Genomic DNA, 12,513 nt, shown 5'->3' on the forward strand with positions numbered 1-12,513 from the left:
TATGGAATTCAGACAATACGAAATAAAAAAGGGAGACACGCTTGTTACAATAGCTAAAGAATCTGGATTAACAATAAATGAATTGTTGGATTTTCATAATTCACATGCTATTCTGACGCAGCAAATTTTTAGCACTCATATTCCTGTTCATATTAAAGAGTTATTTCTCCCTGCCAAGAAAGAAGAAATTAGAAATAAACAGTTTGAACAAATAGACTTTCAACAGAAAGCAAGATATCGTTGTGAGCAAATAAATACATCCAAATTTAATAATAACTTAGTCCATTATTTTAACCAAAGATTTCAGTATTTATTAAAATTGAATTTAGATGAAGAAATAGGTTTTGTTAAATTAGAGGATTACAGCAAAGAATCCTCTCCTAAAATATCAGAAGAAGTTTTCGATTTCATTGAAGAGACAGAGAAGATCAAAAATAATGTTTTTTTTTCTTTAAATAAACAAGGAAAAATTCAGAAAATTCTTAATAAAAAGAAAATCCAAAAAGATTGGAAAAAATTCCAGGCAACAAAATTTTGGGAACTACCCTTTATTGAAAGCTTACAAAAAAATAATCCAAAAGCTGTAGATGAACTAATAGTTATGGGTGATAATCAATTTTCTGAAAATGCAGCAAATGAAGAAGAATATTGGAGAAACTTTTTTTATTTTTCGTGTTTTGATCAGTATTTATATAGTAAAGATAAATTTGAGACTATTGATTTCGATTTTGTATCTACCATACTCCCACCACTGATATTGCCCTTGAAGATTAGGTATGATAAAGTAGAAGAGAAAAACGGAATTTTAACCGTTCGAAAAATAGCTGAAGTTAGTATTTCGGAATCTCTAAAAAGTGAAATGAAAAATAGATACAATGAGCTTCATAAAAATATTGTAAAATATGAGTTTACAGAATATAAAATTGTTTTTAGATCCACAATAGAAATAGATATAAATAGTGGTCTTGTCTTAAGCGGAAAAGTAGTTTTAAAAGAAGAAGTTTCAGACAATGTTGAAAACGAATGTATTTATACAATTAATAAGTTAGAAAATTTTACCCCATAACTTAATGGAAAATAAAGAATTTAGATTTGAAGGATTGGACGCAAAAACGGAACTTAAATTAGCATTAAACCTTATTTTTCCGGGATTAGCGGTAATGATTGGAACACTTGTACTCACAAATATACTATTTCCAGGAATTCATTTTTTATATCCATTGCTTTTTGCTTCCTTCTTAACTCTTTCGGTATGTGTGCTTATTTTGAAACAGCTTGCAAAACGAGTAAAGGCTAAAGAATGGGTTATTGCAATAAATAATGAAAACTTGAAAGTAAAATTCCAAAACATACAATATCTTTTTAATTTAACTGATATTAAAATGATTAAGAATTTGGGGAACGCAGGGTTTCGTTATTTAACAATTGTCACAAGCAAGGACATTATTAAAATAAGACTTGGGAACACAGGATTGACACCGTTTTCTTCAGAAAAAGATATTGTCCAGTTGGATAAATTTGTGGAATATTTAATGCCCTATATTCGGGAGAATTTTAACCAAAAAGAACTGAAAAATATTATAAATACTAATATTTTTTCAAATTTTGGGGTATATGTTGTAAAAAGAGAAAAAATAAAATATTCAATCATCAATAAGATGAAACCTTGGCAAATCTTTGTGTTCGGTATTGGATTACTTTTTTTTGTTATTTTTCTATTCATGCAAGTTTTGTTTTATTATTTTGACAATCATTAAGATTAAATTATGGCAGTTTACTTACCAGAAAAAGTGTTTGCAGTATGTACAAACCAATTAAATTCAGATCCCAAAAAATTTGAATTAAGTGATAAGAGACCAAAAAAAACTGTAAAATTAGGATCTCAGCAAAGGACTTTTTTAATTAAATTAGATAGAAAGCTTTCAGAGGAATTCACTTGCAAAAGTGGCTGGAGCTCTGGTGCAGGAACAGCTGCTTTCGGGGGCGGTGTATTGGTAGGTCTAGGGATAGCTGCTACAGTTGCAACAGTTCCGGTAGCAGGTTGGATCGTTGGTGGTATTATTGCAATTGGAGCAATTGGATATGGGATATGGCAGATGATGCAGACTCCTACGTGTAGTGAAATGATTGGTTTCAAGGAAAGCCAATGGAAAAAACACCATACTACAGTTTATTTTGATAGTAATGGAAACAAAGGTGATTTTTTTCTTGCCTTAACAAAAAATTCATTGCTTGCCTGTAAAGAAGGGGGAGTACTGCTGCCATTCATTACAGAAACGGCAGCAAATAATGCTGCTGAGAGTATTGCGACAAATAATCGCATTGAAATGGGGGTAAATATAGTGTCAGGAGCATTAGCCGGAGTTTTATTCGGATTCAGTTTGGGAACTACTTTACCGATAGGTGGCTTTCTAGGTGGAGCAAGAACTCTGCATGTTCTTCAACAAACTGCAATTTTTGGAGCATGGATTCCAGTGGGTTATTTTCTTATAAATCCTGCTGCTTCCGCAACAGGAGGGTGGCTTAATAGTAATGAAAATTATAATGATGTAAAAGATGCTTCTATCTCAAACACTTCACTTCCTCAACCTGCTGACAGCTGGGATCCCGTTACACCAATACAGGATGTTATAGGAGTCAGAAGTTTATTACGTCAAAATAATGCAAGCCAGGGCGACATTAATAAGTTTAACGCAGGAATTACTGAAGCAGAAAGACAAGGAACCTATTCTTTAAAAAATAATCCTGAATTAAGAGAAATGATAAACAGAATGAAAGCAGGTGAGTTTGGCCCAGAGCTACAGGATAGGGTTACTAATAAGAGTGGAAATTTGAGAGGGATGGTTAATGAAAAAAATATGGGCTCTGTCAGAAATACACATAATCAAAACTCGAATGCAGCTATTAGAGAAAACATTAGATCAGCTCAAATAAAATCGGCAACTGGAGTTGGAGGTATTTTAACTTTAATTGCACCATTTATTGGTAACTATTTCGCTGAACGTGCAATTCGGGTTGCTGCAGATATGTTTGTTAATGAAGATACAAGTTCAATTAAAGTTAATGCTAATAATGCTTGATAAGCTTGTTTACAGATGCATCAATTTGCTGTTGTCCATCCATTGATTAGAATAAAAAGTATGACATATCTATTTTAGGAATGTTAGTTTTAGTATTATGAGAAAACTATTTGCTATATTGTGTGTATTGGGATTACTTGCCGGAATGGCCTATCTTTTTTTATTTAAGAATGGTAATGTAAATTTTTTTGATCAGGGAGTAGAATATTATAACCAAAAAAAATACAATGAGGCTCTGTTTTATTTTGAGAAAGCTGAACAATTAGATAATGTTGATGCATTAAAATATTCAGGGACAATATATTTAGAGACCAATGACCCTCAAAAAGCTGTTTCTAAATTTGAGAAATATATCAGTAAAATAGGTTTAAATAATAAGGACTCAAAATTTGCCTTAAATGATTTAGGCGTTGCTTATTTTAAACTCAATGATATAGAAAATGCTAAAAAATATTGGAAAAAAGCAGTGGAATTGGGAAATGAAACAAGTTTGAGTAATTTAAAAGAATTGGAAACTAAACTGAAATAGCTGAGGTGATCTCTCATATTCTTCAATACAAATAAAAAAGACCTTAAGAGGTCTTTTTTTATGCAGATATTTCCCATAATAGTGTGAAAATATATTGATTTTTAACCTGTAAAACCTCTTAAATATCTTTTAAAACAGGTGTTTTCTGCATTATGTTAAATCAAAAGTCGTAGAATTACTACATCAAATCGTAGAATTACTACAATATTTCAGATTTGCATTCAAAAACTTTTTCTTTACCAGTATCGGGTATATCTTTGCTCTGTAATCAATCACTATTCACATAATATATAACATTTTAAATCACCAATCATGGCAGCAAATTCAAGAGGAATCTTAAAATTCAACGGAGGAGAAGATCAGAAACTATTAAAGCTTAACTACAGCGTATCAAGATCTACAGACGTTTCAGGACGTGTGGCTTCAGATCCTTCCAACGCCCTTATCAAAGTTACCGTAGAAGCAACTGAAAAATCTGATATCCTGGAAAGTTTATTGAACGGAAAATATAAGCCTACAACAGGAGAAGTTACATTCAATAAATCTCACGAAGAAGGTACATTAACTACTTTGAAGTGGGAAAACGGATATGTGATCCAACACGAAGTGGATTTCGATGCCATAGACAGCAACAGTATGCTGATCAGCTTCGTAATAAGCGCAGAAGTTATCACTCTTGGTAACTCTGAGTACCGCGGAATGTGGCCTTCATCAGGTCATTAAGAAGACCCAAGTCTTTTATTAAAAAAATAACATCAAACAGAATGGCAGGAATGCTGTTCTGTTTTTTTATGATCTTTATCGAAACTTTTAGAAAGCATATCCCAAACTTACAGCATATAATTCATCATTTATAACTCAAAAAAATATTCCTATTTTCTTATATTTGTTCATTATAGATTATATGGACGCAACACAAGATAAAAGACTCTTTCTCATCGATGCCTATGCGATGATATTCAGAGGATATTACGCATTGATCAGGAATCCCAGGTTAACAAGCAAAGGTTTGGATACTTCTGCTGTTTTCGGGTTTACCAATTCCCTGATCGAACTGATCAGAAGAGAAAAACCAACCCATCTGGCAGTTGTTTTTGATGTAGGGCAGGCAAGCGTAAGAACTGATGATTATTCAGACTACAAAGCCAACAGAAGCGAAACTCCGGAAGCCATTAAAATAGCAGTTCCATATATTCACAGGATTTTGGAGGCAATGCATATCCCGATTTTAGGAGTAGAAGGTTATGAAGCGGATGATGTGATAGGAACCATTGCCTGTAAAGCAGAAAAAGAAGGATATACCACTTTTATGGTAACGCCTGATAAAGATTTTGCCCAGCTGGTTACCGATAAGATTAAAATATATAAACCCGGTTTAAAAGGAGGTGATATAGAAATTCTGGGAGTAGAAGAAGTAAAGGCCAAATACGAAATAGAAGATCCAAAACAGGTTATTGATTTCCTTGCCATGATGGGAGATGCGGTAGATAATATTCCCGGATTGGAAGGCGTAGGAGAGAAGACAGCCATGAAATTCCTTAAAGAATACGGAAATATAGAAACCTTGTTGGCCAACACAGATAAACTGAAAGGTAAACTGAAAGAAAAAGTGGAAGCTTCTGCAGAAAGAGGAATCTTATCCAAAAAACTGGCAACCATCATCTGTGATGCACCGATAGAATTCCACCAGGAACAATATGATCTTGATACACCGGACTTTGAAAAGGTAAAAGAAGTTTTTGATGAAATTGAATTCAGAAGACTGTATGAAAACCTTTACCGTGCATTTGCTCCTGCATCTGTAGAAACTGTCGTGGTAAATGAAGTTGAGGTTAAACAGGCACCGGAAGGCACCCCGGTAAAAGGACAGGTAATGCAGCTGGATCTGTTTGCCAATTTTGAAGAACTGGAGCAGGCGACTTCCACCAAAAGCTCTATTGAGCAGAATGACCATCTCTACCAGTTTGTCAACAATCCGAAAGCACAGAAAATATTGGTGGATAATTTGTTAAAGCAGCAAGCAGTCTGCTTTGATACGGAAACCACTTCCCTGAATGAGCTGGAAGCAGAACTTGTAGGAATGAGTTTTTCCTATAAAAAAGGTCTTGCTTACTACATCCCTTTATCAGAGGATAGAGGTGAAGTACTTCAGACGCTGGAAATTTTCAGGCCATTCTTCGAAAAAGAAGATTTGTTGAAAATCGCCCACAACTTAAAATTCGATTATAAAATATTAAAACAGTACGATATTACGGTAAAAGGTGCCATGTTCGATACCATGATTGCCCATTATCTGCTGAACCCGGACGGAAGACACGGCATGGACTATCTTTCCGAAGTTTACCTCAATTATAAACCGGTTTCCATTGAGACCATTATCGGGAAAAAAGGAAAAAATCAGGGAACTTTCAGAGATGCGGACCTGAGAACACAGACCGATTACGCAGCGGAAGATGCTGATGTAACTTTCCAGTTATACGAATTGTTTGCTCCACAATTGAAAAAGGAGAACCTCGAAGAACTTTTCTTTAAGATAGAAATGCCCCTTATGCAGGTTTTGGCTAAGATGGAACTGGCCGGAATTTCACTCGATGAAAAATGGCTCGCGCAGGAAAGCATTGATCTTGAAAATGATCTTAGACAGCTGGAGACCAAAATTTTTGAACTTTCAGGAGAAGAATTCAACATGAATTCACCAAAACAGCTTGGAGAAATTCTCTTTGAAAAAATGCAGCTGGACCCTAAAGCAAAAAAGACAAAAACCGGACAGTATGCCACTTCTGAAGACGTTCTTCAAAAACTGGGCTCAAAACATGAGATCATCAAGCATATCCTGGAATACAGAACCTATCAGAAATTGAAGTCTACCTATGTAGATGCCCTGCCTTCGCAGATCGACAAACAGGACAGCAGGGTACATACCAATTTCTCCCAGACTACAGCCGCTACAGGCCGTCTGGCAAGTGTAAATCCTAACCTTCAGAATATTCCGATCAGAACACTGCGGGGACAGCAGATCAGAGGAGCTTTTGTGTCAGGAGAAGGAAAAAAAATTATCTCTGCCGATTATTCCCAGATAGAACTTCGCCTGATTGCCGAAATTTCAGGAGAAGAAAATATGATCAAGGCTTTCCAGGATGGAGAAGATATTCACGCATCAACAGCGGCAAAACTGTTTAAAATTCCTTTGGAGGAAGTTTCCAAAACCCAGAGAAGCCAGGCTAAAACCGTAAATTTCGGAATTATTTATGGGCAGGGAGCTTTTGCACTGGCAGAACAGACCGGGCTTTCAAGAACAGAAGCTAAACAGATGATTGAGGCTTACTTTGAAACCTATCCAAAATTAAAGGAATATATGGCAGAGCAGGTAAGCAAAGCCCGCCAGATAGGATATGTGGAAACGATATTAGGAAGAAAACGCCATTTAAAAGATATCAATTCCAATAATTTTGTGGTACGGGGCCATGCGGAGAGAAATGCCGTAAATGCACCGGTCCAGGGAAGTGCGGCAGATGTGGTAAAGCTGGCCATGATTAAGATAGATAAAGAGCTTAAAGAGCAGCAGCTGCAAACTAAAATGCTTCTTCAGGTACATGACGAACTTATATTTGAAGCACCGATAGAGGAAATTGAAGCCGCTTCAAAATTAATCAAAACCGAGATGGAAAGTGCTTTAAAAACACAGGTGCCTTTACTGGTAGAAGTGGGAGTTGGTAATAACTGGCTGGAAGCACATTAATAAACAAAATATGATAAAATCAAAAATATGGTGAGCTAAAAACTCACCATATTTTTTTGATTTACTATTATGAAGATTTTATCAGGTGCTTATCTTCTTCTGGAAGGAGAACTTCTTGTATGAGGTTTAACGTATGTTCCGTCTTTTCTGGTATAACCTTTTACATGTACTGACCCTCCTGATCGGTAACTTGAATTATAATTGGATGTAGAGTAGCTTGATGATGTTTTAATGGGAGTATAGTTACTGTACGATGTATAACTTGGATTAAATGCCCATCCCGAATAATCATTCCATTTGATTTTTTTATAATTCTTTTTACTGGACTTGGAAGATAGGTATATGGGTGTATCTTTTGGAATAACCGTTATTACATCAGTGGAATCCTGTGACTTATACATTTTCAGATCTTCAGATAGCAAAACTGTATAATAGTTGGTGGAGCATGAGATTAATGTTATACACATAATCAATAAAAAGACTGGATTTAGAATACGTTTCATAGTTTTGTCGTTTATTTCTTCAAATCTACAGGGTATTTTTTTCAGATTGTTATGGGAAACCATAATGAAGACAAGTAATTCAAAAAAAAGAAGACTAAAAATTTTAGTCTTCCAAAACTTTCTGCATATGCAGGAAATTTTTTGTAATCATTTTTCACCTCATTGATTTTACCTTCGTCTCAGGTTTTTAAGGCCTGTATTTCAAAAGAATGATTATTCATTCAGAATCTATACAAGTCTAAAGATAAGAAGTTTAAATTTCCTGTGAAATACTACTTTTGTATTAATTTTATGAAAAACATTAATCATTTTACGATTCTTAATGTAAAATACAGGACTGTTTATTCATCACTTATAGATCCGTATGCCTTCTGAACAATATCATCCGGGGAGATTTTTTCAAATAAATACCTTTCTTTTTTGAGATGTGACGTTTTAGATTCCGAAGGCATTTCCTCTTCCATTGTATTAATGGTCTCCAGAACGAGTTTTCCCTTCATTGGTTCATAATAGAGCGCAGAATGAGACCCTGCTCCCATATTATAGGTCTCAATATAGGTAAGAATAAGATTTCCGTTCAGGTACTTAAATGTGCTGAACTGATTCCCATAAGGACCAATATCATATAGGTTAATATGCAATTCTCCCTTTTCAATAGAAATATCTTCCGGGTCATGCATTTTATAGCCGGCTTCATTGTATTCATTGGGAAGAACGGTGTCTGATATTTTATCAAGTCTGTAAGTTTTGTCAGGATTTTTTAACAGGATCATCATTTTCCTGTCGGCCAGTGTATCTTCTTTTTTCCTGATAACAAGGGCAACATCTGTAAGTCCGTCCAGGTTAAGATCTCCCTCCGCATCATATTGGATTTCATATCCGGCTGGAACCAGATCAGAAGGTTTCTTTCCGGTTTTAAGAGTTAGAGTTTGCTGTTCCTGAAGATTATTTGCCGTATCTTTTATTGTGATCTTTTCAGAGGTGCTGCTGTTTTTCTGATCTGATCTTTTATCTTTTTTGCAGGCGTAAAAAATCAGAAGGCACAAAATAAGCAGAGGGATAATTTTTTTCAATGGTTTTATGTTTTTGTAAATTTAAATTTTATTCATGATAATTTAAAGCCTACGTATTATTCTGATAATAATAAGATTACCGGTAGATTTTAACCGTAACTGTGTTCCGGTTTTTTGAGAAGCTTACCCAAGTTTTCAATAACAGGCTATGTAATATGGTGTATCGTTTTGATTTTAGTAAGGATAATTCTTTTTAATCACTTCAAGTTTAATACCCAAATCTTTCTTGATCTTCCCGTTCACAGCAGGCCAGCCGGAAAAATTATCAAGTGTGAAATCTTTATACACAGCAAGAAGGTCTACAAAATTAGTTTTAAAAAGCCTTAGTCTTTCATGAACCTCGTTCAGGTTTAATTCAATATGCTCATCAAAGCGGTAGAGAAGGAACTGTTCATCAAAAGTAAGATGTTCTTCGTAGGAAATATGAGTGGCGATATCAGAAACAGTTTTTAAAACCACTTTTTCATCCTGCAGCATATGATATAGAATTCCCAATACTGCCCTGGAAGTAATTTCCGGATCTGCATCTGTAGAATTTTTAATTAAAATCTGTGTGGTATCATGCACATTTGCAGACGTGAACAGCTCAATAAATGCATATTCAGATTCATTCTCACCAGCCAGAACAGAATCTGCCCACCTGGTAACATGATCTCTTTTAATCGCACCATAATTCAAAAGGATCATAAAAACCTTCAGCAGATTTTCATGATCCTTTATTGAAGCTCTTTTCATGTAGTGCTAAATATTATATTCAATCTCACCGATGTAGTATAAAGCATATTCATCATCATTCACGGAAACCGGCTTGGGAATAGCATGCCTGTTCGCAAAAATGATAACATTCACAGGAGTTTCCAGGCCCAGCTGATTGATCTTCTGTTCGATAACCGGAAGCCATTGGTCTGCATATGAATAATCTGCAAATTTTTCATAAATGCCTAAACTTTCATCCTCAAAACCGTATTCCATAAAATCATAATCAAACCATTGTATGTTTTGTGATTCGGCAAATTTTGAGATATAAAGGTCCTCATTTTCCTCTTCTGTGTAATATCTTTCGTCCTCTTCTGCAAAATCATTAAAATCCTTTTCATTTTTAAAATATCCCAGCCAAAAGTGTGAAATCTCTTTCTCCATAAATTATTTTTTAAGTATATCGTATATTATTTTAATCTTCTTGACTGCTCACTCTCATGAATCACCTTTTCCAGTCTTGAAAGCCTTGTTTTTTCCTGTTTTGCACTCATTAACCAGTGAATGACTGTTCTTTTATAAGAAGGCGCCTGTTTTTCAAAAAAGCTCCATGCATTTTTATGAGTTTTAAACTGGTTTTCATACACAGGATCAAGAATAATATGTTCTGCTTCATGTGAATAAATACCTGTTTTTTCTTCTTTTCTTGCCTCAAATGCTTTTTGCCCTTCCGAAGTCATCAGTCCTGCTTTTGTAAGCTCTTCCACCTTGTTTATATTGATGATGCTCCATGTGCTGCCCGGTTTTCTTGGGGTAAAGCGGTTGGCATAGCTTTCCGCATCCAAAGACCTTCTTACACCGTCAATCCACCCGAAGCACAACGCCTGATCCACAGATTCAGACCAGTTCATAGAAGGTTTTCCGGTTCCTTTTTTATAAAAACCCACCAGGATTTCCTTTTCGTTGGTATGATTTTCTTCCAGCCACTTTCTGAATTCTTCTTTTGTGGCAAAAAAAATAGGTGTTATCATGAATCCTTATTTATCAGTGAACTTGTTTTAAACTTGTATTGGTGAACCATTAAAAACATCATGCCTTAAACAGATTTGATATTAAAATGTAATATTACAAAACTTTTCCCTTAAACCGGAATTTTGAACAATATAAGGGCCTTGTGTCAAAAAATAGTAAAATAACGTGAGTTCGATGTAAATAATTAAAACACAATGAACACAATGTGCTGTTTTTAAATGAATTATGAAAATAATTACGCCTGCAAAGGCGCTTCACTCAGCTAAACGAAGTGGCTTTGCGAACGTAAAAAAGTTTTTCTGTCAAAAAATCTTTGCTTTCTTTGCGATTAAATGTACAAAATACTGATTATTAGTTTTTTAAATTTATTTTTATATCGAACTCACGTTAAAATAAACTTTTTTATCGTAATTTTATTAGGATAAAACTCTATACAATGGAATTCCTTCAGGATCATTACGCGGTACAAAATGAGCTGTTGCTGATACTGATCTCCGTCCTTCTGGGACTGCTGATCGGTGCGGAACGCGAATACCGGAACAAATCAGCGGGTCTCCGTACTTTTATCCTGGTATGTTTCGGGTCCTGTCTGTTTACCATACTTTCCATCAAAATAGGAGTAGGAAATCCTGACCGTCTTGCAGCCAATATCATTACCGGAATCGGATTTCTGGGAGCTGGTGTTATTTTTAAAGGCGATAATAAGATTGAGGGAATTACCACGGCAACCACTATCTGGGCTACTGCCTCAATAGGAATGGCCGTAGGTTCAGGGTATGTTTACCTTTCACTGCTGGGGACGGTTTTGGTTCTTTTGATCCTGAGTGCGCTCATTTATCTTCAGAATTTTATAGATAGCAGCCATAAGATCAGGGAATACAGAATAACTGTAGCCGGATCAGAAGACATCAGACATTGTGAAAAAATATTCGAGGAACATCACCTGAAATATCTTATGCTGAAACTGCAGTATGCACAGGGAAATCTTTCTGTAACGTGGAGGCTCACCGGAAAACATACAAAACATGATGAAGTTATAAGAAGCCTTATTAATGACCCTAAGATTACAGCTTATCAGTTTTAGGATGACATAAAAAAATAAAGGCCTGAGCCTTTATTTTTTCTTGAAAACATACAGATCCTTGTTCGGACCGGTTATTTCTTTTCCGTCCATATCCAGCTGGATAAGAATATTTTCACCTACTTTATACTTGTAATTGGCGGTTTTTCCTTTCAGGGTAATTACACTTCCTGCGGAATCCCATTCAAAAGTTCCTTTATCCTCATTTTTTGAGTTTCTGTCGATATATTCTTCAGTGATGCTGAAAGTTTTATCATTGTTAATCGTAAGAGCAGTTTTAATTCCCGGGCAGTCTGCACACGGAACTACAGCCTCATAGGTCCCCGGCCAGTCAAGAGCATTTTCCGAAGTATCCCCCGGCGCCGTAGGAGTTGCTTTTACAATACTGTCAGTTGGTGTAGTCTGTACAGTCGCAGAATCCGTTGCAGCATCTGTAGTTTCCGTAGTTTTCTCTTTAGGATTACACGATGCCAGAAATACAGCAGATGCAATTCCCAGAATGAACATTTTGCTATTCGTCATGATAAAGTAATTTTGATATATTAATAATTTAAGCATTTTATTTGCAACAAAAACCAAGCCATGGAAGGAGCTGGAGCGTTACAGGGTTTGAGAGTTCAGGAGTTTGAAGTATAGGAAAAGGCAAATTTCGAAAACCTACAATATCCAAGTATAAAATCTGAAATCTGTTATCTGAAGTCTTGCCTCCTGATTCTTGGCTTTGATTCTTCGTCCACCAAAAACCAATTTTCACTGTCATTTCATAAGGCATATGTATAA

General features: G+C 35.3%; 13 protein-coding genes. 7 read left to right on the forward strand and 6 right to left on the reverse strand.

The genetic code is table 11. The features are described from left to right. Window position 1: 1 nt before the first annotated feature. From HNP36_RS00645 to polA, 6 genes are all read left to right on the forward strand, one after another. The gene (locus HNP36_RS00645) at window positions 2-1,066 is read left to right on the forward strand and encodes a LysM peptidoglycan-binding domain-containing protein (protein WP_184161791.1); all 1,065 of its coding nucleotides are present in this window, start codon (window positions 2-4) and stop codon (window positions 1,064-1,066) included. Between the two features lie 4 nt (window positions 1,067-1,070). Beyond that, a complete protein-coding gene (locus HNP36_RS00650) occupies window positions 1,071-1,757 on the forward strand; it encodes a hypothetical protein (RefSeq protein WP_184161788.1) in 687 nt (228 codons plus the stop codon). 9 nt (window positions 1,758-1,766) lie between these two features. Beyond that, entirely contained in the window at window positions 1,767-3,080 is a 1,314-nt protein-coding gene (locus HNP36_RS00655; protein WP_184161784.1) for a hypothetical protein, read from the forward strand. A gap of 97 nt (window positions 3,081-3,177) precedes the next feature. Then, complete coding sequence (locus HNP36_RS00660; RefSeq protein ID WP_184161781.1) at window positions 3,178-3,609, forward strand: tetratricopeptide repeat protein; 432 nt, start codon at window positions 3,178-3,180, stop codon at window positions 3,607-3,609. A 312-nt stretch (window positions 3,610-3,921) separates the two neighbouring features. Beyond that, complete coding sequence (gene tssD / locus HNP36_RS00665; protein ID WP_184161778.1) at window positions 3,922-4,332, forward strand: type VI secretion system tube protein TssD; 411 nt, start codon at window positions 3,922-3,924, stop codon at window positions 4,330-4,332. A 181-nt stretch (window positions 4,333-4,513) separates the two neighbouring features. Then, complete coding sequence (polA, locus tag HNP36_RS00670) at window positions 4,514-7,348, forward strand: DNA polymerase I (RefSeq protein WP_184161774.1); 2,835 nt, start codon at window positions 4,514-4,516, stop codon at window positions 7,346-7,348. Window positions 7,349-7,437: 89 nt separating this feature from the next. Here polA and HNP36_RS00675 read toward each other — a convergent pair whose 3' ends face one another. The 5 genes from HNP36_RS00675 to HNP36_RS00695 form a co-directional block, all read right to left on the reverse strand. Further along, complete coding sequence (locus tag HNP36_RS00675) at window positions 7,438-7,851, reverse strand: hypothetical protein (RefSeq protein WP_184161771.1); 414 nt, start codon at window positions 7,849-7,851, stop codon at window positions 7,438-7,440. A 341-nt stretch (window positions 7,852-8,192) separates the two neighbouring features. Beyond that, entirely contained in the window at window positions 8,193-8,924 is a 732-nt protein-coding gene (locus HNP36_RS00680) for a hypothetical protein (RefSeq protein WP_184161769.1), read from the reverse strand. 174 nt (window positions 8,925-9,098) lie between these two features. Further along, the gene (locus HNP36_RS00685; protein WP_184161765.1) at window positions 9,099-9,659 is read right to left on the reverse strand and encodes a hypothetical protein; all 561 of its coding nucleotides are present in this window, start codon (window positions 9,657-9,659) and stop codon (window positions 9,099-9,101) included. A gap of 6 nt (window positions 9,660-9,665) precedes the next feature. Beyond that, entirely contained in the window at window positions 9,666-10,064 is a 399-nt protein-coding gene (locus HNP36_RS00690; protein ID WP_184161762.1) for an immunity 22 family protein, read from the reverse strand. Between the two features lie 26 nt (window positions 10,065-10,090). Next, the gene (locus tag HNP36_RS00695) at window positions 10,091-10,648 is read right to left on the reverse strand and encodes a YdeI/OmpD-associated family protein (RefSeq protein ID WP_184162355.1); all 558 of its coding nucleotides are present in this window, start codon (window positions 10,646-10,648) and stop codon (window positions 10,091-10,093) included. A 440-nt stretch (window positions 10,649-11,088) separates the two neighbouring features. On the opposite strand from HNP36_RS00695, the gene HNP36_RS00700 reads away from it, so the two are divergent. Beyond that, window positions 11,089-11,736 carry an MgtC/SapB family protein gene (locus HNP36_RS00700; protein WP_184161758.1) on the forward strand — a complete coding sequence of 216 codons (648 nt, stop codon included), beginning with the start codon at window positions 11,089-11,091 and terminating at the stop codon, window positions 11,734-11,736. A gap of 30 nt (window positions 11,737-11,766) precedes the next feature. On the opposite strand, the gene HNP36_RS00705 is transcribed toward HNP36_RS00700, so the two are convergent. After that, window positions 11,767-12,255: a copper resistance protein NlpE gene (locus HNP36_RS00705; protein WP_228456199.1), complete on the reverse strand. Its 489-nt coding sequence runs from the start codon at window positions 12,253-12,255 to the stop codon at window positions 11,767-11,769. Window positions 12,256-12,513: the final 258 nt, after the last annotated feature.

The sequence above is a fragment of the Chryseobacterium shigense genome, from assembly GCF_014207845.1.
GTDB classification, from domain to species: Bacteria; Bacteroidota; Bacteroidia; order Flavobacteriales; family Weeksellaceae; genus Chryseobacterium; species Chryseobacterium shigense_A.

Bases quoted from the DNA above. Each gene is read 5' to 3' on its own strand.
- HNP36_RS00645 (WP_184161791.1), top strand. From the start codon at position 2: ATGGAATTCAGACAATACGAAATAAAAAAGGGAGACACGCTTGTTACA.
- HNP36_RS00650 (WP_184161788.1), top strand. From the start codon at position 1,071: ATGGAAAATAAAGAATTTAGATTTGAAGGATTGGACGCAAAAACGGAA.
- HNP36_RS00655 (WP_184161784.1), top strand. From the start codon at position 1,767: ATGGCAGTTTACTTACCAGAAAAAGTGTTTGCAGTATGTACAAACCAA.
- HNP36_RS00660 (WP_184161781.1), top strand. From the start codon at position 3,178: ATGAGAAAACTATTTGCTATATTGTGTGTATTGGGATTACTTGCCGGA.
- tssD (WP_184161778.1), top strand. From the start codon at position 3,922: ATGGCAGCAAATTCAAGAGGAATCTTAAAATTCAACGGAGGAGAAGAT.
- polA (WP_184161774.1), top strand. From the start codon at position 4,514: ATGGACGCAACACAAGATAAAAGACTCTTTCTCATCGATGCCTATGCG.
- HNP36_RS00675 (WP_184161771.1), bottom strand. From the start codon at position 7,851: ATGAAACGTATTCTAAATCCAGTCTTTTTATTGATTATGTGTATAACA.
- HNP36_RS00685 (WP_184161765.1), bottom strand. From the start codon at position 9,659: ATGAAAAGAGCTTCAATAAAGGATCATGAAAATCTGCTGAAGGTTTTT.
- HNP36_RS00690 (WP_184161762.1), bottom strand. From the start codon at position 10,064: ATGGAGAAAGAGATTTCACACTTTTGGCTGGGATATTTTAAAAATGAA.
- HNP36_RS00700 (WP_184161758.1), top strand. From the start codon at position 11,089: ATGGAATTCCTTCAGGATCATTACGCGGTACAAAATGAGCTGTTGCTG.
- HNP36_RS00705 (WP_228456199.1), bottom strand. From the start codon at position 12,255: ATGACGAATAGCAAAATGTTCATTCTGGGAATTGCATCTGCTGTATTT.